Source organism: Butyrivibrio sp. FCS014, from assembly GCF_000526935.1.
In the GTDB taxonomy this organism is placed as follows: domain Bacteria; phylum Bacillota; class Clostridia; order Lachnospirales; family Lachnospiraceae; genus Butyrivibrio.
The window spans coordinates 1-18,399 of the sequence record NZ_JAHA01000012.1; the positions used below are offsets into that span (position 1 = coordinate 1).

Genomic DNA, 18,399 nt, shown 5'->3' on the forward strand with positions numbered 1-18,399 from the left:
GTCTGTAAAAATAAGGAGGCGCGAATGAGCAAGTTCTTGGTAGCAGGTGTAACACAGATTGAGACTATTGTCAGAGTGGACAAGATACCCATAGGCTATGCTCCCCTCACAAGTGTAAATGATTCTATTTATACTGCGGTAGGAGGCGATGCTTACAATGAGTCTCTGGCTCTTGAGTGGCTTGGAGATGAGGTAAGCTTCATGTCCATTGTAGGCAGAAATCAGGACCTTAGTGTCATCAATCCGCCGGATCGGAAGATCACTCTTTCCACGGAGTACATTATCCCTCAGATGAGAGAGACTCCCACTGAGGTTGTGCTTTACGATAAGCAGAGGAAGCAGCAGATATTTGAGGATATCAAGGACCTTAGAGAGAACGTATACGATATGTCTATGGTACCGCCCATTGCCGAGGCCAGCGACATGTTGGTACTGGCCAACGCCAATTTCTGCAGGCCCCTTTGCAAAGCTTGCCAAGGAGCACAAGAAACCCATTGCCGTTAATATCAGGAACTACAAGCCTGAAAAGGAAAAGTACAATACAGATTTCCTGGAAACCGCAAAGGTGCTGTATTTCAGTGATGACACACTGACCGAGGATCCTTACGATTTTCATAAAGCGAATATCTGACACCTACGGAACAGAGATCAATCATTTTGGGACAGGGCAGCGAGGGACTTATCCTCTTTGATAAGACCCAGGATCTTCGCGTTCACTACAACACGTTAAGACCAACGAGGTTGTGAATACCATCGGTGCCGGAAACGCTCTGTTTGCAATGCTTCCTTCACTATTACATGGAGAACGCGCGAAGCAGCGTAAAATGCCCCATCAAGAATGCGCTCCTGCTTTGCCAATCCTACAGATCGATACATGGGAACTTCCAACGGTTTCATGACCACGGATCAGCTGACCCAGTGGAGAAATCTTATTATGGGTATTAAGGATAATAATTTACTTAATTTTAAGAAACAGCGCAAACTTCACCTTGAAAAAAAAACAGCGAAAATGTGGTAAAGGTAGAACTACGGAAACGGTTACCGGGAACGCGACTAATTTCCGTAGTTTTTATTGCAGATCATAATAAATGTGATATAAGAAGTACGCTTTTATGAGGAGAGAGATTATGGCTAAACAGAAGAGTAAAGAAGATGTGGGAGTTTTTAATGCCGGTATTTTTCCCTGCCGTCCAAGTACGGTATCGGAACCTTTTCAAAAGAGGCATATGAGTTTGTGGACTTTTTGAAGGATGCGGGACAGAGGCTACTGGGCAGATCCTTCCCCTTGGTCCCACCAGCTACGGGATTCTCCCTATCAGTCCTTCTCTACCTTTGCCGGAAACCCGTACTTCATAGATATTGAGGCCACTGATAAAATGACGGGCTTCTTACGGAGGCTGAGGCCGACAAATGCGATTTGGAGGCTCCGAGGAGTATATAGACTACGAGAAGCCAGTATAAGAGCAGACTTAAGCTTTTGAAAAAAGCCTATGACAGAAGAGAGGAAGTGGCTTCTTCAAAGAAGCTCATGAAGGAGTTTGAGGCCTTCAAGAAATCCAAAGACAATGGACTGGCTGGCAGACTATTCTCTTTTCATGGCTCTTAAGAATGACAATTCCGGAAGAGCATGGAATACATGGGATGAGGGGAATTAGGCCTCAGAAAGCCCGCGGCTTTAAAGGCTGCCAGAGCCAAGTTTGCAGAGGAGATCGATTTCTACAGCTTCCTTCAGTATCTCTTTCCGCCCCAGTGGACAGCCCTTAAGTCCTATGCCAACGAGAAAGGGAATCCGTATAGTTGGTGATATCCCGATCTATGTTGCCTTTGACAGCGCAGATACCTGGGCTAATCCACAGCTCTTTTTACTGGACAAGGAAGAACACCCCCATTGATGTTGCAGGCTGCCCTCCCGATGCCTTCGTGCTACAGGCCAGCTTTGGGCAACCCTCTTTACAGATGGGATTATCACAAAGAGACAGGCTACAAGTGGTGGATGAAGAGAATCGCCCACTGCTACAAAGCTCTACGATGTAATAAGGATCGACCATTTCAGAGGCTTTGATGAGTATTACGCCTATTCCTTTCGGAAACCCCACTGCCGAGAATGGCGAGTGGAGAAAGGGCCCCCGGTTTACGATCTGTTTGATACCATGAAGAAGGAACTTGGAGACAAGGAAGTTATCGCAGAGGACCTTGGATTCCTTACACCTTCTGTTATTAAGCTGGTTAAGAAGACCGGATTCCCCGGAATGAAGATCCTGCAGTTTGCCTTTGATTCAAGGAGGAGAGTGACTATCTGCCTCACAACTATACTCCCAACTGCATTGTTTACACCGGAACTCACGACAACGAGACCACAAGAGGCTGGTTTGATCAGCTTCCCAGAAATGACAAGAAGTTTGCCAAAAGAGTATTCTTGGGCTTAAGAGCGGCAAGGACGCAGTATGGGCCTGCATAAGAGCATGCTTTGCAAGTGTTTCCGACACTGCCATCATCCCCCATGCAGGATTACCTGGAGCTTCCCTCATACGCAAGGATCAACACTCCTTCAACCCCTTGGAAGGCAACTGGGTATGGAGAATGAAGAAGGACGCCCTGTCAAAAGAGCTGTCATCAAAAAATGCCACGATTTTGCAAGGATTTACGGTAGATTAAATGGCTGAGATAACAATTGTTGAGATAGCCAAGCGCTGCGGCGTAGGTGTCAGCACCGTTTCAAGAGCTATCAATAATCATTCGGATATCAATCCGGAGACCAAAAAGAGAATAATGGAGGTCATCAAGGAGACCGGCTACATTCCCAACAACAGCGCCAGGAACTTGAAGAGGACCGATGCCAAGTGCATCGCGGTGCTGGTAAAGGGTATTACCAACCCGTTCTTTGCTCCCATGATTGCTGTGGTTGAGGAAGAGATCGAGAAGATGAAATATGCCCTGGTCCTTAAGGCACGTTGAGGCCTACGAGGACGAGGTGGATGTTGCTCTGGAACTTGAAAAAAGAGAAGAGGCTTCGCGGCATCATCTTCATGGGAGGAAATGCAAGGCAGTCAGCCGACAGATTAAGGCAGCTGAATATCCCTGTGGTATTTGCCACCATCGGCTCCGATATTGCAGATGACCTTAACAAGAATGCCTACTCCACGGTATCTGTTGACGATGCCAAGGAGAGCCCGCAGGCTGGTGGAGTACCTTATCGGCCTTGGGCATAAGAAGATAGCCATAATGACCGAGGGAAGCGAGACACCTTCGGTAGTACAGCTTCGTCTTAAAGGCTATCTGGAAGCGCTGAAGATAAACGGGATCGAGGTGAATGACAAACCTCATAAGATATGTTGATAAGCAGATCTACACCATGCATAACGGCTACGAGACAGCCAGGGCTCTTATCGAATCCGGCGAGGAGTTCACAGCTCTGTACTGCATCTCCGACGTACTTGCCGTTGGTGCCCTCAGGGCTCTTGCCGATGCAGGCATTAGAGTTCCCGAGGATGTAAGTGTAGCGGGCTTCGACGGACAGGAGCTTGCAGAGTACTCGATTCCAAGGCTCACCACAATAAGACAGCCCCTTGCCGACATATCAAGAGAGACAGTACGCCTTCTCTTTGACATCATCGACAAGAAGAGCTATCACCGCCACATCATCTTCCCCGGCGACCTCATCAAGGGAGAGAGCACAAGGGAGATATAAGAGATACAGGTTAAGCCAAAAGAAAGAATTATTTTTGAAAAAACATCATACAAACTTATTCCGGGCTGCGTCGTAGGCGTAGCCCATTTCTTTTAAGCTTTTTACGGCGTCTTCAAGTTCCGAATAAGGAACGTCCAGGCCTTCCGCCAGGCTTTCCCAGGGAGCTGTAGTTGTCTCGAAGCTGAGTATTCATGTAGCTAAAGTAAGATTACAGGATCCTGCGGTAACATAATTATGTTCCTCCTTATAATTAAAGTTTTCGCCCTGCCCAACACTTCATGGTGGATGTCGACCTCTCCCCACAATCACAATATATTGAAAAAAGTATAAACCAATACCCACGATGTTGAAAGGGTGCAATTTGTGGGTGTATAATTAGTGTGTAATATTATAAACATTTTATCGATAGATTGTAGTTTGAGGAATATAATGCAGCCTTCAATCGACATACATTGCCACATTATGCCGGGGGTTGACGATGGTTTCCCGCGATCTGGAGATGAGTCTTCAAATGCTGCGGATTGCCGAGAAGAACGGCATTACCCACATGATTCTTACTCCTCATCACAAACCCATGCACCACAATGTCTCTCCTGCTCACAATGTGTCTTACAGAAAGAGCCTCCAGGAGGCCGCCAAAGAGAAGGGCATAAATGTAAAGCTCTTTTCCGGAAACGAGATTTACTAATTGCGACGAGACCAAGGGATCAGCTGGAGAGAGGGGAGATATGCTCCCTGGCAGGGTCCGATTATGTGCTGGTTGAGTTTCATCCCACCAATCAATACAAAGCAATACAGAATGCCATTTTTGAAGTACAATCGGCAGGATATATACCGATAATCGCCCATGTGGAGCGATACAGCGATGTGGTTTCCCCACCCCGCCTTCGTGGAGGACATGATACATATGGGATGCTACATACAGGTTAACGCCTCCAGCGTAATGGGCAAATACGGATTTGGAATATCACATTTTACCAGGAAGCTTCTTAAGAAGGAACTGGTGCATTTTGTGGCCACGGATGCCCATGATACGGGCAGACGCGCTCCGGAACTTGCGGATTGCAGGAGCTTCGTGGAGCGCAAATTCGGGGAGGATTATGCGAAGGCTCTTTTTCTTGTAAATCCTGCCAATGTTATCAGAAATCAGATGATAGACTGACAGACGGGGAGTTACCCAATGGGAAACAAAAAACGACATTATCGAAATTAATCTGGGGAACTGTTTTCGGTACTTTTGGGAAGAGCATTCCTGATAATCAGCGCCGGCGTGTTCTTTGGGCTGGCAGGTCTTTTTATCAGCAAGTTTGTGATGCATCCCGTTTATGATTCCACCACAAAGATATACATCCTGAACAAGGAGGAGAACCAGACCGTCACCTATTCGGATGTGCAGATTTCCACCCAGCTGACCCAGGACTATGCGGAGCTTATAAAGAGCAGGTATGTTCTGGAGGAGGTTATCCAGAGACTTAACCTGGTGGATATGGGCTATGAGGATCTGGCAGATGTTCTTAAGGTTGATACTCCTTCGGACACCAGAATCGTGGGCAATAACAGCCAGAGATGAGGATCCCCTGATGGCAATGCAGATAGCCAACTGCATCAGGGAGGTTGCCAGCGAACATATCACCAACGTTATGGATATTGACGCCATCAACGTTGCGGAAACCGCAAATGTTCCCACAAGAAAGTCAGGGCCCAGCGTTGCCAGGTGGACTGTTATAGCAGGTTTTCTCGGAGCACTTGCCATCGCATTTTTTTGTTATCCTTGGCTATCTTCTTGATGACACCATAAAGAGCAACGACGATGTGGAGAGGTACCTTGGGCTCAGTACCCTGGCTCTTGTTCCTCTCACCACTGAGGAGACGGACAAAAAGAAATCCAGAAAAAAGTCCGATAAGAAAAAGAAGTAAACGGGAGGGCTTATGCAGAGCGCAAAGCTTCATTTCAGCCAATCTGAAAACAACTATCAGATAAAAGAAGCATATAAGACCCTTAGAAGTAACGTGGAATTCAGCGGACAGAATGTGAGGGTCATCTCGGTTACCAGCTGTACCCCGGGAGAAGGCAAGACTACCGTTGCCATGGCTCTGGCCAGGGCTTTTGCCGAAGCTGGGAAAAAGACTGTTCTGGTGGACGCGGATATGCGTAAGTCGGTACTTGTGGGAAGATACAGGACCGGCTCAGTCAGGCTCGGTCTTACCCATTGCCTTGTTGGAAGAGAGAGGCTCTCCAGTGTCATCTGCGAGACCGATACTCCCAACCTTTACGTTGTTTTTGCGGGACCTGTGCCGCCCAATCCCAGTGAGCTTTTGGGAGGCAGGATATTCGGCAAGGCTCTTGAGAATATGAAAACAGGTATTTGACTATGTGATCATAGATACGCCGGCCTCTTGGAAGTGTTATCGATGCGGCTGTTGTGGCCAAGCAGTGCGACGGCACCATTATGGTCATTGAGAGCAATGCCATCAGCTTCAGGTTTGCCCAGAGGGTCAAGGATCAGCTGGACAAGGCGGGAGCCAAGATGCTGGGAGTTGTCCTCAATAAGGTGGACATCTCCGGAAAGGGCTATTATGGCCACTACGGCAGTTACTACGGCAAGTATTACGGGAAATACTATGGCAAATATTACGGTAAATACGGGGAGGACAATGCCGAAACTCCCTCCAGGCCCAAAACTCCGGGAGCCGGGAACGGAACCTGACGATGACGACCTGGATGAGCTTAATTATCTTGCCGGAGTTACCAGAAAAGACTGAGTATTGGAGAGAAAAAAGTGAGAGGAAATCTTCTGGGGATATTTTTTACCATACTGAGCGGCGTTCTCGTTGTCCTGATCGTGCTGGCTTACGGCAGGAGCGACAGGATAGCACCGGAATTCAGATTCTCAGCCCTTGAGCTGGTGTATGATTCACAGACCACGGACAGGCAGCTTAAGGAAGGCATTAACGCATATGATGCCAAGGACGGGGATCTTACCGGCCGCATTGTTGTGGAAAAGGTTGTTCTTAACAGAGATGCAGGCACGGCAGTCGTTTACTACGCAGTATCGGATCTTAGCGGGAACGTGACAAAGGAATCCAGAGTATTTCCCGCTGATATCGAGGATCTTGAAAGTGACGGGGAAGTAGTCGAAGAAGAGGAAGAGCAGCTTCTTTTCCCTGAAATGAATTTGGAAAGTACGCAGGAAGATGCGGCCTCAGAGGCAAGCAGCGACTTGTAGGAGCTTAATATATGAGCAGAAAAGGCAGAGTTTTTCTCATCATATGGGCGAGCTTTATGACACTTATAGCACTGGGACTGGTTGGATTTGAGGCCTTCAGGCTTATTGGAAAGTCAAGCCTATCCACCAAATCAGCTACCACTGCGCCCATGATGGCTCAAAGTGAATATTATGCCGCAAGTACGGAGAGTTCGGAATCCGGCTGGGAGTCGGACTGGGTCAGATATGACGGCAAGGTCTACGACTATAACGAGGACATCACTACCTTTCTTGTCATGGGAATAGATAAGGATGATGAGACGGTCAAGAAGATGGAGGAAGGAACCAAGGGTGGTCAGGCGGACTCTCTTTTCCTTCTGGTGCTCAATCCAAGAAACCGGTCCATAAAGATTGTTGGTATAAACAGAAACTCCATGACGGATGTGGATATCTACGATGAGTACGGAAGATACCAGAATACTGTTGTTGCGCAGATCGCCACACAGCACGGCTTCGGAAACGGAATGGAGGAGAGCTGCAACTATCAGGTTAAGGCTGTTTCCAATATGTTCTATCAGCTTCCCATCCATGGTTATGCAGCCATCAACATGAGCGCTATCCCCATCATCAACGATGAGGTTGGCGGAGTTGATGTCACTGTCCTTGAGGACCTTACAAAATGGGATAAAAAGCTGGTGAAGGGAACCCGGGTTCATCTCGAGGGCGAGACGGCTTATGCCTACTTAAGAGCCAGGGATATGAGCAAATTTTGCATCCAGTGATGAAAGGCTCGAGAGACAGAAGCAGTATATCACCGGATTTATCGAAGCTGCCAGAAAGACCGCAGCGGAAAATCCCAATGCTGCAGTTGAGCTGTTCAGCGCCATCAGCAGTAAGACCGTGACAAATATTACCGCGGACGAGATCAGTTATCTTGCTCCGGATATTACAGGGTATTCTTTTGATTCTTCAAGCCTTCATATGATAGAGGGTGAAACCCGCAAGAATGGTGAGTTTGAAGAGTTTTATGTGGATGAGGAGGACCTGTACAGGACAATAATCGAAGTTTTTTATGAAGAAATTGACAATGTGGGCTAAAGAAATGGGAAAAACATGTCGATATAAAAACGTAAGCATGAATACCCTTAAATTCGGACTCGCTGTTTTTCTTATCTTTACGGTTCTTACGGGCTGCGGTAAAGCGGCCGGAAAAGAGGCTTCGGCAGTTGCCGAGGGCGCCAGAGACGAGAGTGCGACCGATTCTCATGTGGACTTTGAAAAACTGAAAGAGGCTAACAGCGATATATTCGCATGGCTGTATCTGCCGGATACGGAGATCGATTATCCTGTGGTACAAAATTCGGAGGGTGATGACTCTTTTTACCTGACCCATAATGTGTACCGGCAGGAGGATCCCAAAGGGGCAATACATATTGAGGCCGCCAATCTGAAGGATATGTGCGATTTCAACGAAGTTCTTCTGGGAAGCGCTCCGGAGGACGGGACCATGTTCGCGGGGCTTAATAAGTTCCTGGACAGAGCCTATTTTGAGGACCACAAATACATTTATGTTTACACCGAAGGGAATGCCCTTATTTACTATGTTTTTCGCTGCTTACAGCAGAGAGGACAAAAAGCTTTTGCAGCAGTACGATTTTTTCCTACGCCAAGGGATGCCGGGAGTTTTTGGATGAGATCTTCTCTTCCAAGACCATGAACAGAAACATCAGAAGCGGCTGGGAAAGAGCTGTGGAAGTGGAGAACTTCCTCATAACACTGTCCACTCGGAATAACGATGATCCCTCCAAACAGACTGTGGTTATCGGATGTCTTGTGGGAGATGTTCGCGGGGAGATTGACAGGTACATTGATTATTCAGACCCGGAAGACGAATAATTACAAATAATAAAGAGTATGGAGGCGCAAAAAATGAAAAAGATTCTAGCTCTGGTACTTGCATCTGTAATCATGGTTTCAACATCTATAAGCGCATATGCCGCTGAACAGGAACTGGAGGGCTCACGCAGTGTTACTGCCGAGGACATCGAGAAGCTCCAGAATGAGATCGATCAGCTCACCGGAGAGATCAAGAACCTCACCAAGGCTGTTCAGGCAGCCATGAACAAAGGCGGCGGTGGCGGCGGACGCGGAACGGGAACGCCTTCTCCTTCAGAGCCCAGAAGCGCCATACTTAAGAGAAATAATGCTGTAGCATACTACGGAAATACAGTTGCCCAGGGCGGACACGTTGAGATCAACGGAAACAAGAGCAATGTGACCTTTGTTCTTACCGTACCCAACAGCGGTATAATTTCATCGGCAAACCAGCTGGCAGGAAGCCTTGGCGGTGTGCTTATCAACTGTGTGCAGACAAGTTCTCCCGGTGTTGCATTCACATCAGCAAAGTGCAACTTCTATTGCAGCGGCGTTGTAGCCGGAGATAACATTGCGGTTTATCAGCAGCAGAAGAAGGGCTGGGTACAGCTTCCGGTAGCTGAGATCCGTAAGGACCACGTAGTGGTTAACATGACAGGACACGGACCTGTAGCATTTATCAGAGTACCTGCTCTTGCTACAGTGACAAATTAACAAATTGACAATATAGCCTTTAGGCCTTTAAGGCGCCCGTCTTGGGCGCCTTTTGTTTTGCCGGTAAATCTAAATATTTACGAAAATTAAGCCATAAAAAAAGCCATTTTTCGCTAGGGTGCGTTATAATTAATGGACAGATTGCTGGAACCGCAGAATGATTTAATTAAGGATGATGCGATGACTTTTGATGGCAATACAAGACTTGATATTGGCGCGAAATACGAGAAGGACTTCAGGCGGACGGTCCTCATTGTAGATGATGAGCCCGTTAATCTGCGTATCCTTGGCAATATCCTCAAGGAAGAATATGATATAGTTTTCGCTCAGGGCGGAGCGGAGGCATTGACCATAATAAAGGAGCAGAAGGATTTCCTGTCTTTGGTGCTCCTGGATCTTTATATGCATGACGGAAACGGGTATTTCGTTCTCGACGGCATGAGGGATGACGACTCCCTTAAGAATATCCCCGTCATCGTGATCACCGCTGCGAAGACCGAGGAGGTAGAGAGCCTTCGAAGAGGCGCAGTGGATTTTCTTGGGAAACCCTACGATTCTCCCGAGGTCATAAAAGCCAGGGTAAAAAGAGCCATCGAACTTTCCATAGACAGAAATATTATCGTGGAGACCGGTGTTGACTCCCTTACGGGGCTTATGACCAAGGAGTTCTTTTTCCAGTATGCAAGAGAGTACGACAAGTTCCATCCCGATCAGCAGGTGGACGCAGTTGTCCTTAATTTCTGCAAGTTTCATCTTGTAAACGAGCTCTACGGACGGACAATGGGTGATAACCTCATTAGGGTGATTGCCATGACCGCAAGGGAAGTTGCCAGATCCTGCGGAGGCGTTGCCTGTCGATACAATGCTGACTGTTTTTACATGTATATTGAGCATCAGGAGGATTACAGCCTCCTTAAAGACATGCTTGTACAGAGAATATCGGATATTTTATCGCCCCTGGATGCCAGGATAAGGATCGGTGTGTATCCGGATCTTTACCGCTCGGCAAATCTTGAGCAGCGCTTTGACAGGGCTACTGCTGCGAGCAATACCATTTCCAAGAATATCCATTCACCTCATATCGCAGTTTATGACAATCAGATGCATGAAAAAGAGCTGTATGAGGCCAGGCTTCTCGGAGATATGGACAAGGCGCTTGAGGAGCACCAGTTCATGGTGGTCTTCCAGCCAAAGTACGATATAACCACAGACACACCAAGGCTCTGCAGCGCAGAGGTTCTTATCAGGTGGAAGCATCCCGAGTTCGGATTTGTAAGACCGGATTCTTTCATGCCGCTGTTTGAGGAGAACGGACGTATAAAGGAGCTGGACAGATATGTGTGGCGCGAGGCGGCAAAACAGCTTAAGCGCTGGAAGGATCTGTACGGTACGGCAGTGCCCATTTCGGTAAATGTCTCAAGGGTGGATATCTATGACCCGGACCTTGTGGATTATCTTAAACAGATCATTGCCGAAAACAACATCAGCGCAAGTGAACTGCATCTTGAGATAACAGAGACGGCTTATACCGACAGCGTGACCCAGATAAAGGGCGTTGTTGAGGGGCTTAGAAACGAAGGCTTTATGGTGGAGATGGACGATTTCGGAAAAGGGTACTCCTCACTGAATATGCTCACCTCCCTGCCCATTGATGCGCTGAAGCTTGACATGGCTTTTATCACTGATATTGCCGAGAACAACAAGGAAATGAGCATGGTGGAGTTTGTTCTGGAAATTGCCAGATTCCTGGGGGTTCCGGTTATTGCCGAAGGAGTTGAGTCAGCCAGTCAGTATCTTCTCCTTAAAAAGGCAGGGTGCGATATCATTCAGGGCTATTATTTTTCCAAGCCGGTTTCTGCTACGGAGTTCGGACATCTTATAGAGAAGAGCAGAATGGCAGCTAGGTGAAAGGAGACAGCATGACTTTAGACTCTCTTAGATCATACGGCGCGGACGTTGATGACGGATTGCAAAGATGCATGGGTATGGAGGATTTTTATCTGGAGATGATAGAGCTTGGGCTGGCCGACGATCGCTTTGAGAACCTGGGCCAGGTCCTTAAGGACAATAACATGGACGAAGCCTTCGAAATGGCCCATGCCCTGAAGGGAGTCATCGGAAATCTTGCACTCACGCCTCTTTATGATACACTATGTGAGGTGACAGAGCATCTTCGCAAGAAGGATGCCATGGACTATACACAGGCTTACGCAAAGCTCATGGAGCAGCGGCAGCAGATAATAAATCTTTGATCGAGGCAAAAGAGACTCAACATGGAAGAAAACATCTTTGAACATCTTAAGGAACAGCTGTCTGATATGGATATCAAAGGCAGGATAAGAGTACTGGTCAGGTGGCTCATATTGGGATCCATCACCGGAATGGTGGTGGGAGCAATCGGAGCTGCCTTTTCTCTTTCCATAGGCTGGGCGACCAGATTCAGAACCGAACATGATTACATAATACTTGGGCTTCCCTTGGCAGGTCTTTTGATAGTATTCCTGTACAGGCTGTGCAAGGACTACGAGGACAAGGGCACGAATCTTGTCATTAAGTCTATCCAGGAAGGGGATAATCTTCCCTGGTTTAAGGCTCCCCTTATTTTTATCTCTACCACTCTGACCCATCTTTTCGGCGGATCCACGGGACGTGAGAGCGCGGCACTACAGATGGGCGGCAGTATCGGATATAATTTAGGCAAGCTCTTTAAGCTGAAGGAAGGAAATGTAAAGATCATCACCATGTGCGGCATGAGCGCCGCTTTCTCGGCACTTTTCGGAACTCCCATGACAGCCGCATTTATGGCTATGGAAATTGAGAATGTGGGAGTAATGTACTATTCAGCCCTTGTGCCCTGTGTTATATCGGCTCTTATAGCCCAGGGAGTAAGTTCTTTCTTCGGAGCTGCGGGAGAGACCTTCGCAGTGAACGTTGTCCCTGAATTTACCCTTTATCAGGCGTTTTTTACGGGGCTTTTGGGAATCCTATGCGCAATCTTAAGCGTTATATTCTGCAGCGTCTTAAAAGTGACAGGAAAGGCCTACAGAAAGTTCTTTGCCAATCCGTACCTTCGTATATTTGTGGGCGGATGCATCGTTGCGGGACTGACGTTTTTGTCGGGGACAAGATATTACAACGGTGCCGGCATGAACGTTATCGAGATGGCCATAAGGGGGGAGGCGCCTTATTACGCCTTCCTTCTTAAGATAGTCTTTACTGCGCTGACCCTTGGCGCGGGATATAAGGGCGGTGAGATCGTTCCGGCTCTGTATATCGGTGCCACTTTCGGGTGCCTCTATTCTCAGATCGGAGGCTTCGATCCGGCTCTTTGTGCCGCAATCGGAATGGGAGCTCTTTTCTGCGGAGTTACCAACTGCCCGATATCATCGCTGTTCATATGCTTTGAGCTCTTTGGATTTAAGGGAATGCCCTATTACCTTCTGGCAATCGCCTTAAGTTACACCTTCTCGGGATATACGGGGCTCTACAGCAGCCAGAAGATCATGTATTCCAAGTTCCATAACAAATACGTAAACAGAGAGACCAGATAAAAAGAAAAAAGCAAAAAATAAAAGTCGCCTTTCCCGCGAAGGAAAGACGACTTTATTTGTTGTTATTACAGGTTTTCTATGGCCCGGAATTCATCAAACTGCGGATCGGAAACAAGGTCGGTTATCAGGTTGAGCGGTGTCAGCCCGATGGCCTCATGATGGATCTGCTGTTTAATGACCATTTTCTCATAGCTTGAGAGCTCCCTGAACTCAGGGTGCTTCTCCTCGTACTTATCGTTAAGCTGGTCAAAAAGATTATACTCCGGATCTCCCCACGCAAATACTTCGGCTGTCTTCAAGTTTGGTTTGAAGGGAGAATATTGCAGCTGGTTAGACATAATCAGGTGCTCCTTTCTCTGCTACAAAAGTTACTGAATTTCCGAAGGCTTAAGTAATAACCCCTCTTAAATATAATATCATAAAATTTAACAAAATTTTATGATATTACATAATCTTTTTAGATATTATTCCCAAGCGCAGACGGCGTAAATTTACTGTAGGATTCGAAAGGGTAGATTGCCCCTGTGATCAGTTCAGATGTTCAAACCTTACTCATTATAGCGCCTGGTTGGAGGACAGTTCAAGGCTGTCATTCTAATCCTTGGTCTGTAGTCAAGCAGATCAAGGATAGGTGTGCGCTCTGGCGCACTTTATTCAAAGGCAGAGGCGTCAGCCTCTGGCTTCCTTTTAGAACAGTTTCCAGATGTAGTTATGCATTCCGATGCTCATCCACTTCTTCAGCTCTGAACTAAGCTCTACCTGTATGCTATCGACATACTTTCCCCACGCCGGATGGGAATACTGTTTTTCTCTTACATGCGCTACTACAGTCTCTACTTCTTCTGCCCCAGCAGCCTTAGGCATTACTGTCTTCTGGTAACGCACAAGTTCCAGCATATCCCTTTTGTTCCATGTATAGGCACTGAGTCTTGCCATCTTATCAGCGCCTTTTCGACTCCAGCCCATTGGAGTCATGCTCATTCTTTTTGACAGGACATGACTGACATGACCTTCAGTACTACATCCAGGAATCCTCCTGTATCTAAGCCTTGTCTTGGCTGCAGACCAGTTATCAAGTATATAATCAGCGCCTTCTTGCACACGTTTCATTTCCTTGTCGTTTGAGGCATGATATTCAAGCATATCTACCACAGACAGGAAATCTTCCTTACTTCCATCCTTGATCATTTCACAGAGAAGCTTTCTGGCATCATCAGCACTATCCATCAAATGGTTTGTCATCTTTATCAGGTATTTTTTTGAGGTGGAACTCGTCCATCACATATGTGATGCCACTTATCCTTTTTCCCCCAGCCTTAATCCAGGCTCCACCATCTGCTCCTAGGTATATCCTCTTTATGCTGCTTATGTCATAGTTGTTGTCAATATATGTGTAGACTTCATCCCAGAGTTCACTGTTTGCTTTGCCTTCATAAGAACCACAGAAGAAATGGGCATTAACAAGGTGATGTCTTGTACTCTTGGGAGCATCCTTTTCAATGCCCTCATGAACATAGATAAGCTTGTTTATCATTCCATTGAGTTTTCTTCCATACTGGTTGACCTGGAGATCCCCCTTTTCCTTCTGGAACTGAAGCGACACATGATCTTCATCAGCCTCTATATACAGATACTCAACCTTGCGTTTTCTGCCTCTTCTTTTCTGTTCCTTGGGGAACTCGAGAGCATGTATCTTATCCTTTACAGTCTCTTTGCTGACCTCATCAAGGATGCTTGCTGCTTGTCCACCTTTACGATAAGAGGTCTGAACGCTCTCTGATAAGAGCTGTGCTATGGCATCTTCTGACATCCTTTCATGAGGGTCAAATGAAAGCATGTCATCCAGTAGATATCTGCGTTCTCCAGTCACCTTGTTCTTAAACAGTGTCTTGGAAAACATAACCTTTCCAATTGAGGTGATAAGAGACTTCTCGTCAGTCCTTACCACTTCCCATCTTTCCTTTCTCACAGGACTGTCTTTTAATATCTGGTTGCAGGTTGTAAGGGTTTCAGAAATGTAATCCAACGCCATCTGAAGCGCTTCATTCCTGACCTTGTATATGAAACCTGCAAAGTCTCTCGGATCCTCTGAAAAATCTTTTGATGCCTTCTGAAGATTTGGTACTCCATTCTCAATAAAATGCTGTATACTATTTAACACAAGGGGACTCCTCCGTTTGGTTATTTTGGCTTGGACACCGTAAATAACTATATCACGAAGGAAATCCCCTTTTTCAATTAATCCTACAAAAACTTTACGCTAGCCCAAGCGCATAATTGAACCTGAGGACGGTGGAAGGTATGATTATCTGTGCAGGGAAACTATGTTAACCTTTCTTGCGATAAGAGGAAAAAATATGAGTTTATCAATCGGCGCTGTAGGCAGTCCCTACGGCATGAGCTTTATACAGCCGCTCAACTACAACTTAAAAAATGAGTCGGATGTGTCGGATTCCTTCATCGAGACCGGCATGAGCGGTGCGGTGATGAACGTACCTCCCGTGAGGTACCCCAACGCACAGGCACTGACACCCTCAGATGAAGAGAGCGATCCGTTAAAGCTTTCAGCCAATGTGGTAAGAAAGTCCCAGGAAGCCAATCGTATGTATAACGACGTGGCAGCCAAGTTCCAGGGAATGACCACAGGCTACAGTCAGGACACTCAGGCAATGTCCTATGCTATGGCAGGAAATACCATAGATCTGTTTGGGTGATAACAATCGAATAGGTAGGTGGCAGATAAAAAGCGGGAGTTCATCGGTGTCCGATGAGCTCCCGCTTTGCTTGTACATATTTATTTATCTGAAGTAATCCGTAGAAGCCTTCTGCATAACCTTGGCTTCCTGAATCTTCTCATTGACGTCGACCAAAAACTGGTGATTGGTGGGATCCGAAATGAATTCAAGGAAATCTGCGGCTTCCTTGTGGGTCAGCTTCTGGATACCTGTAAGGTAGGACATGATCTCTTCTCTGGACTTGCCCTCGTTTATATAGCGGTCCACAATATCAAACAGCACCATGAACCTTCTCATCTTGACTCTGGTGTTGATCTGGTGGAGTTCAAAGAGGATTGCAAGCACAAAGATCAGTGCGATCAGGGATAAAACAAGGAAAATTGCGCCATACATGTAAGCCCCGGAATGAAGATTGAAAATTCCGGCGCACAGGGTAGATATCGAAAATGTCATCACGGAAGTAATCAGGATGATCAGCCTCGCCTTGTTCCTGGCCTTTGGAGGCAGTTCCATGAACCTCACTGCTACACCGAACACGATGTAAAATACCAGCGAAAAGGCTATCCCCACATATGATAAATGAAGCATATGCATTTCCCCCTATAGAACAATTTTAACAAGCATAAAACATTAATGCAATCAAATAAAAATACGTACTCTCTCTTGACTTTTTCAATGTAATACTTTAACGTAAGATAATAAATAAAAATTGTATACAAATATACATTTTGTGAGGAGGGAAATAATTATGAAGAAGACGGGCAAAATCTTCAGCGTTGTTATGGCTTCTGCTTTAGCTGTTTCAATGCTTGCCGGTTGCGGCGCATCACAGCAGGGAGGTTCAGATACATTCAAGATCGGAGCTATTGGTCCCCTTACAGGCGGAGCTGCTGCTTACGGTAATGCAGTTGTTAACGGCGCACAGATTGCTGTTGATGAGATCAACGAGGCAGGCGGTATCAATGGATACAAGATTGAGTACAAGACAGAAGACGACGAGCTCAATGCAGAGAAGTCAGTTAACGCTTACAACACACTTAAGGACTGGGGAATGCAGCTCCTTGTAGGATCAACCACATCTGCCTGCTCAATCGCAGTTTCAGAGAACACCAAGAACGACAATATGTTCCAGCTTACACCTTCAGGATCTGCTGAGGAGTGCGTTAAGTATGACAACGTATTCCGTGTATGTTTCTCAGATCCCAACCAGGGTATTGCTTCCGCTCAGTACATAAACGATCACAACCTTGCTACAAAGGTTGGTATCATCTATGACAACTCAGACGTTTATTCTTCAGGTATCTACCAGAAGTTTGTTGAGGAGTCAGAGGGCAAGAACTACGAAGTAGTTTCAGCTGAGGCTTACACACAGGATAACAACACAGATTTCTCTGTTCAGCTTCAGAAGGCTAAGGATGCAGGCGCTGACCTGGTATTCCTTCCTATCTACTACTCAGATGCTTCACTGATCCTTACACAGGCCAACACAATGGGCTATGCACCTACATTCTTCGGTGTAGACGGTATGGACGGTATCCTTACTGTTGAGAACTTTGATACATCACTTGCAGAGGGACTTATGCTTCTTACACCTTTCGCAGCTGATGCTACAGATGAGCTTACTGTTAACTTCGTTAAGAAGTACAACGAGAAATACGGCGAGACACCCAACCAGTTCGCAGCTGATGCTTACGATGCTGTTTACATCATTAAGGCAGCTATCGAGAAGGCCGGCGTTACACCTGCAAGCAGCGTATCCGAGATCTGCGATGCAGTTAAGGGCGCTATGGTACAGATCGAGGCTTCAGGACTTACATCTTCCAAGATGACCTGGTCAGCATCAGGTGAGCCTAACAAGGAGCCCAAGGCTGTTGTAATCCAGAACGGTGTTTACGTATCAGCAGAGTGAGAGAACCTGACGAGGTAGTTTCGAGTCTGGTTCGAACCTCGTTCTGGATCGAACGAAGTTCGAGAGCAGAAACTACCTTGGACTAAGTAAATTTATAAAGTAAATCAGCAAGGGATGCTGTCAAAGGCATCCCTTGTTCTCTATATTGTGGTAGAATATTTTGGTGAAAAGAAATTGTGGAGGTGCGAGATGAGTTTTTTGACCTATCTCATTAATGGACTAAGCCTGGGGAGTATCTACGCGATTATAGCGCTGGGATACACTATGGTTTACGGAATTGCTAAGATGCTTAACTTTGCTCACGGAGATTTTATCATGGTGGGCTGCTATATTATCTTTTCCGTCAGTGCCGCACTTTCCGGCAATTCAGTGGTTGGAATAATAGTCGCCATTATTCTTTGTACACTTCTTGGTGTCACAACGGAGTTTGTGGCATACAGGCCTTTAAGAGGTGCAGCTTCACCTCTGGCGGTGCTTATTACAGCCATCGGCGTCAGCTATCTTCTTGAGAATATAGCACTTCTTATCTACGGCGCAGATATCAAATCATTCACTTCAGTTATCAATTGGGAGGGCGTATCCTTTGCGGGAGGACAGCTCAAGATCCAGGGAGTTACCATCGTGACCATTTTGGTGAGTGTTGTTATCCTCATTGTGCTTCAGCTCTTTATCAACAAGACCAAACAGGGACAGGCCATGCTTGCAGCCTCGGAAGACAAGG

34 protein-coding genes and 2 pseudogenes are annotated in these 18,399 nt (G+C 46.5%); 32 read left to right on the forward strand and 4 right to left on the reverse strand.

Translation table 11 applies throughout. The annotated features are described in order from the left end of the window. Positions 1 to 24 precede the first annotated feature (24 nt). The 29 genes and pseudogenes from T456_RS0111545 (at position 25) to T456_RS0111635 (ending at position 13,034) form a co-directional block, all read left to right on the forward strand. Positions 25 to 504 carry a hypothetical protein gene (locus T456_RS0111545; RefSeq protein WP_024866274.1) on the forward strand — a complete coding sequence of 160 codons (480 nt, stop codon included), beginning with the start codon at positions 25 to 27 and terminating at the stop codon, positions 502 to 504. A 697-nt stretch (positions 505 to 1,201) separates the two neighbouring features. Next, on the forward strand, positions 1,202 to 1,363 hold the full coding sequence (locus tag T456_RS24100) for a hypothetical protein (RefSeq protein ID WP_278246925.1): 162 nt from the start codon (positions 1,202 to 1,204) through the stop codon (positions 1,361 to 1,363). Next, positions 1,335 to 1,481 (forward strand): annotated as a pseudogene (locus T456_RS24105) (hypothetical protein); the annotation flags it as partial. The gene T456_RS24100 and the pseudogene T456_RS24105, both read left to right, overlap by 29 nt. Then, complete coding sequence (locus T456_RS23385; RefSeq protein ID WP_278246930.1) at positions 1,478 to 1,606, forward strand: hypothetical protein; 129 nt, start codon at positions 1,478 to 1,480, stop codon at positions 1,604 to 1,606. The pseudogene T456_RS24105 and the gene T456_RS23385, both read left to right, overlap by 4 nt. A 102-nt stretch (positions 1,607 to 1,708) precedes the next feature. Beyond that, positions 1,709 to 1,804, forward strand: coding sequence for a hypothetical protein (locus T456_RS24110; protein ID WP_278246927.1), 96 nt, complete (start codon positions 1,709 to 1,711; stop codon positions 1,802 to 1,804). After that, positions 1,770 to 1,892, forward strand: coding sequence for a 4-alpha-glucanotransferase (locus T456_RS24115; RefSeq protein ID WP_278246928.1), 123 nt, complete (start codon positions 1,770 to 1,772; stop codon positions 1,890 to 1,892). The genes T456_RS24110 and T456_RS24115 overlap by 35 nt, the downstream gene beginning before the upstream one ends. A 20-nt stretch (positions 1,893 to 1,912) precedes the next feature. After that, positions 1,913 to 2,062, forward strand: a complete 150-nt coding sequence (locus T456_RS24120; RefSeq protein ID WP_278246921.1) for a 4-alpha-glucanotransferase — start codon at positions 1,913 to 1,915, stop codon at positions 2,060 to 2,062. Further along, a pseudogene (locus tag T456_RS24125) lies at positions 2,040 to 2,222 on the forward strand (4-alpha-glucanotransferase); the annotation flags it as partial. The gene T456_RS24120 and the pseudogene T456_RS24125, both read left to right, overlap by 23 nt. 101 nt (positions 2,223 to 2,323) lie before the next feature. Continuing rightward, a complete protein-coding gene (locus T456_RS24130; protein ID WP_278246929.1) occupies positions 2,324 to 2,458 on the forward strand; it encodes a 4-alpha-glucanotransferase in 135 nt (44 codons plus the stop codon). Between the two features lie 197 nt (positions 2,459 to 2,655). Next, complete coding sequence (locus T456_RS23725) at positions 2,656 to 2,955, forward strand: LacI family DNA-binding transcriptional regulator (protein ID WP_330369742.1); 300 nt, start codon at positions 2,656 to 2,658, stop codon at positions 2,953 to 2,955. 20 nt (positions 2,956 to 2,975) lie between these two features. Beyond that, positions 2,976 to 3,209: a hypothetical protein gene (locus T456_RS23730; RefSeq protein WP_330369743.1), complete on the forward strand. Its 234-nt coding sequence runs from the start codon at positions 2,976 to 2,978 to the stop codon at positions 3,207 to 3,209. Continuing rightward, a complete protein-coding gene (locus tag T456_RS23735) occupies positions 3,181 to 3,336 on the forward strand; it encodes a hypothetical protein (protein WP_330369744.1) in 156 nt (51 codons plus the stop codon). The genes T456_RS23730 and T456_RS23735 overlap by 29 nt, the downstream gene beginning before the upstream one ends. Further along, a complete protein-coding gene (locus tag T456_RS23740) occupies positions 3,311 to 3,688 on the forward strand; it encodes a LacI family DNA-binding transcriptional regulator (protein WP_330369745.1) in 378 nt (125 codons plus the stop codon). The genes T456_RS23735 and T456_RS23740 overlap by 26 nt, the downstream gene beginning before the upstream one ends. Positions 3,689 to 4,166: 478 nt before the next feature. Then, the gene (locus T456_RS21410) at positions 4,167 to 4,376 is read left to right on the forward strand and encodes a CpsB/CapC family capsule biosynthesis tyrosine phosphatase (RefSeq protein WP_024866277.1); all 210 of its coding nucleotides are present in this window, start codon (positions 4,167 to 4,169) and stop codon (positions 4,374 to 4,376) included. A 177-nt stretch (positions 4,377 to 4,553) separates the two neighbouring features. Beyond that, complete coding sequence (locus T456_RS21415) at positions 4,554 to 4,850, forward strand: CpsB/CapC family capsule biosynthesis tyrosine phosphatase (RefSeq protein WP_278246922.1); 297 nt, start codon at positions 4,554 to 4,556, stop codon at positions 4,848 to 4,850. 75 nt (positions 4,851 to 4,925) lie between these two features. Beyond that, complete coding sequence (locus T456_RS23190; RefSeq protein ID WP_242835954.1) at positions 4,926 to 5,258, forward strand: YveK family protein; 333 nt, start codon at positions 4,926 to 4,928, stop codon at positions 5,256 to 5,258. 10 nt (positions 5,259 to 5,268) lie between these two features. After that, positions 5,269 to 5,475, forward strand: coding sequence for a hypothetical protein (locus T456_RS23195; RefSeq protein ID WP_242835956.1), 207 nt, complete (start codon positions 5,269 to 5,271; stop codon positions 5,473 to 5,475). Beyond that, positions 5,435 to 5,605 carry a hypothetical protein gene (locus T456_RS23200; RefSeq protein WP_242835958.1) on the forward strand — a complete coding sequence of 57 codons (171 nt, stop codon included), beginning with the start codon at positions 5,435 to 5,437 and terminating at the stop codon, positions 5,603 to 5,605. The genes T456_RS23195 and T456_RS23200 overlap by 41 nt, the downstream gene beginning before the upstream one ends. Positions 5,606 to 5,617: 12 nt before the next feature. After that, the gene (locus T456_RS23745) at positions 5,618 to 6,058 is read left to right on the forward strand and encodes a polysaccharide biosynthesis tyrosine autokinase (protein ID WP_330369746.1); all 441 of its coding nucleotides are present in this window, start codon (positions 5,618 to 5,620) and stop codon (positions 6,056 to 6,058) included. 53 nt (positions 6,059 to 6,111) lie between these two features. After that, positions 6,112 to 6,396, forward strand: coding sequence for a hypothetical protein (locus tag T456_RS23750; protein WP_330369747.1), 285 nt, complete (start codon positions 6,112 to 6,114; stop codon positions 6,394 to 6,396). A gap of 72 nt (positions 6,397 to 6,468) precedes the next feature. Next, the gene (locus tag T456_RS0111595; RefSeq protein ID WP_024866279.1) at positions 6,469 to 6,915 is read left to right on the forward strand and encodes a hypothetical protein; all 447 of its coding nucleotides are present in this window, start codon (positions 6,469 to 6,471) and stop codon (positions 6,913 to 6,915) included. 11 nt (positions 6,916 to 6,926) lie between these two features. Next, entirely contained in the window at positions 6,927 to 7,676 is a 750-nt protein-coding gene (locus T456_RS0111600; protein ID WP_024866280.1) for an LCP family protein, read from the forward strand. Between the two features lie 118 nt (positions 7,677 to 7,794). Next, positions 7,795 to 7,992, forward strand: coding sequence for a hypothetical protein (locus T456_RS0111605; protein ID WP_024866281.1), 198 nt, complete (start codon positions 7,795 to 7,797; stop codon positions 7,990 to 7,992). Positions 7,993 to 7,996: 4 nt separating this feature from the next. Next, positions 7,997 to 8,611 carry a class B sortase gene (locus T456_RS21420; protein ID WP_197026891.1) on the forward strand — a complete coding sequence of 205 codons (615 nt, stop codon included), beginning with the start codon at positions 7,997 to 7,999 and terminating at the stop codon, positions 8,609 to 8,611. Then, positions 8,581 to 8,790: a hypothetical protein gene (locus tag T456_RS0111615; protein WP_035802014.1), complete on the forward strand. Its 210-nt coding sequence runs from the start codon at positions 8,581 to 8,583 to the stop codon at positions 8,788 to 8,790. Before T456_RS21420 ends, T456_RS0111615 begins: the two co-directional genes overlap by 31 nt. Before the next feature lie 33 nt (positions 8,791 to 8,823). Next, complete coding sequence (locus T456_RS0111620) at positions 8,824 to 9,483, forward strand: hypothetical protein (protein ID WP_024866284.1); 660 nt, start codon at positions 8,824 to 8,826, stop codon at positions 9,481 to 9,483. A 132-nt stretch (positions 9,484 to 9,615) separates the two neighbouring features. After that, a complete protein-coding gene (locus tag T456_RS0111625; RefSeq protein WP_024866285.1) occupies positions 9,616 to 11,391 on the forward strand; it encodes a two-component system response regulator in 1,776 nt (591 codons plus the stop codon). Between the two features lie 11 nt (positions 11,392 to 11,402). Next, positions 11,403 to 11,735 carry an Hpt domain-containing protein gene (locus tag T456_RS0111630; protein ID WP_024864982.1) on the forward strand — a complete coding sequence of 111 codons (333 nt, stop codon included), beginning with the start codon at positions 11,403 to 11,405 and terminating at the stop codon, positions 11,733 to 11,735. A 21-nt stretch (positions 11,736 to 11,756) separates the two neighbouring features. Then, positions 11,757 to 13,034: a chloride channel protein gene (locus T456_RS0111635; protein ID WP_024864983.1), complete on the forward strand. Its 1,278-nt coding sequence runs from the start codon at positions 11,757 to 11,759 to the stop codon at positions 13,032 to 13,034. Between the two features lie 65 nt (positions 13,035 to 13,099). On the opposite strand, the gene T456_RS0111640 is transcribed toward T456_RS0111635, so the two are convergent. From T456_RS0111640 to T456_RS23425, 3 genes are all read right to left on the reverse strand, one after another. Then, entirely contained in the window at positions 13,100 to 13,372 is a 273-nt protein-coding gene (locus T456_RS0111640) for a hypothetical protein (protein WP_024864984.1), read from the reverse strand. Between the two features lie 349 nt (positions 13,373 to 13,721). Continuing rightward, complete coding sequence (locus T456_RS23420) at positions 13,722 to 14,261, reverse strand: UPF0236 family transposase-like protein (RefSeq protein ID WP_278246923.1); 540 nt, start codon at positions 14,259 to 14,261, stop codon at positions 13,722 to 13,724. Next, complete coding sequence (locus T456_RS23425; protein ID WP_278246924.1) at positions 14,254 to 15,195, reverse strand: UPF0236 family transposase-like protein; 942 nt, start codon at positions 15,193 to 15,195, stop codon at positions 14,254 to 14,256. The genes T456_RS23420 and T456_RS23425 overlap by 8 nt, the downstream gene beginning before the upstream one ends. A 196-nt stretch (positions 15,196 to 15,391) precedes the next feature. Here T456_RS23425 and T456_RS0111650 point away from each other — a divergent pair, with 196 nt between their 5' ends. Beyond that, positions 15,392 to 15,748 (forward strand): hypothetical protein, encoded by a 357-nt coding sequence (locus tag T456_RS0111650; protein ID WP_024864985.1) that lies wholly within the window; start codon positions 15,392 to 15,394, stop codon positions 15,746 to 15,748. Between the two features lie 84 nt (positions 15,749 to 15,832). Here T456_RS0111650 and T456_RS0111655 read toward each other — a convergent pair whose 3' ends face one another. Further along, complete coding sequence (locus T456_RS0111655) at positions 15,833 to 16,357, reverse strand: hypothetical protein (protein WP_024864986.1); 525 nt, start codon at positions 16,355 to 16,357, stop codon at positions 15,833 to 15,835. Positions 16,358 to 16,517: 160 nt separating this feature from the next. On the opposite strand from T456_RS0111655, the gene T456_RS0111660 reads away from it, so the two are divergent. Then, complete coding sequence (locus tag T456_RS0111660; RefSeq protein ID WP_024864987.1) at positions 16,518 to 17,678, forward strand: ABC transporter substrate-binding protein; 1,161 nt, start codon at positions 16,518 to 16,520, stop codon at positions 17,676 to 17,678. Between the two features lie 189 nt (positions 17,679 to 17,867). Then, positions 17,868 to 18,399: ABC transporter permease subunit (locus T456_RS0111665; protein ID WP_024866286.1), on the forward strand; the 532-nt coding region annotated here is incomplete at its 3' end.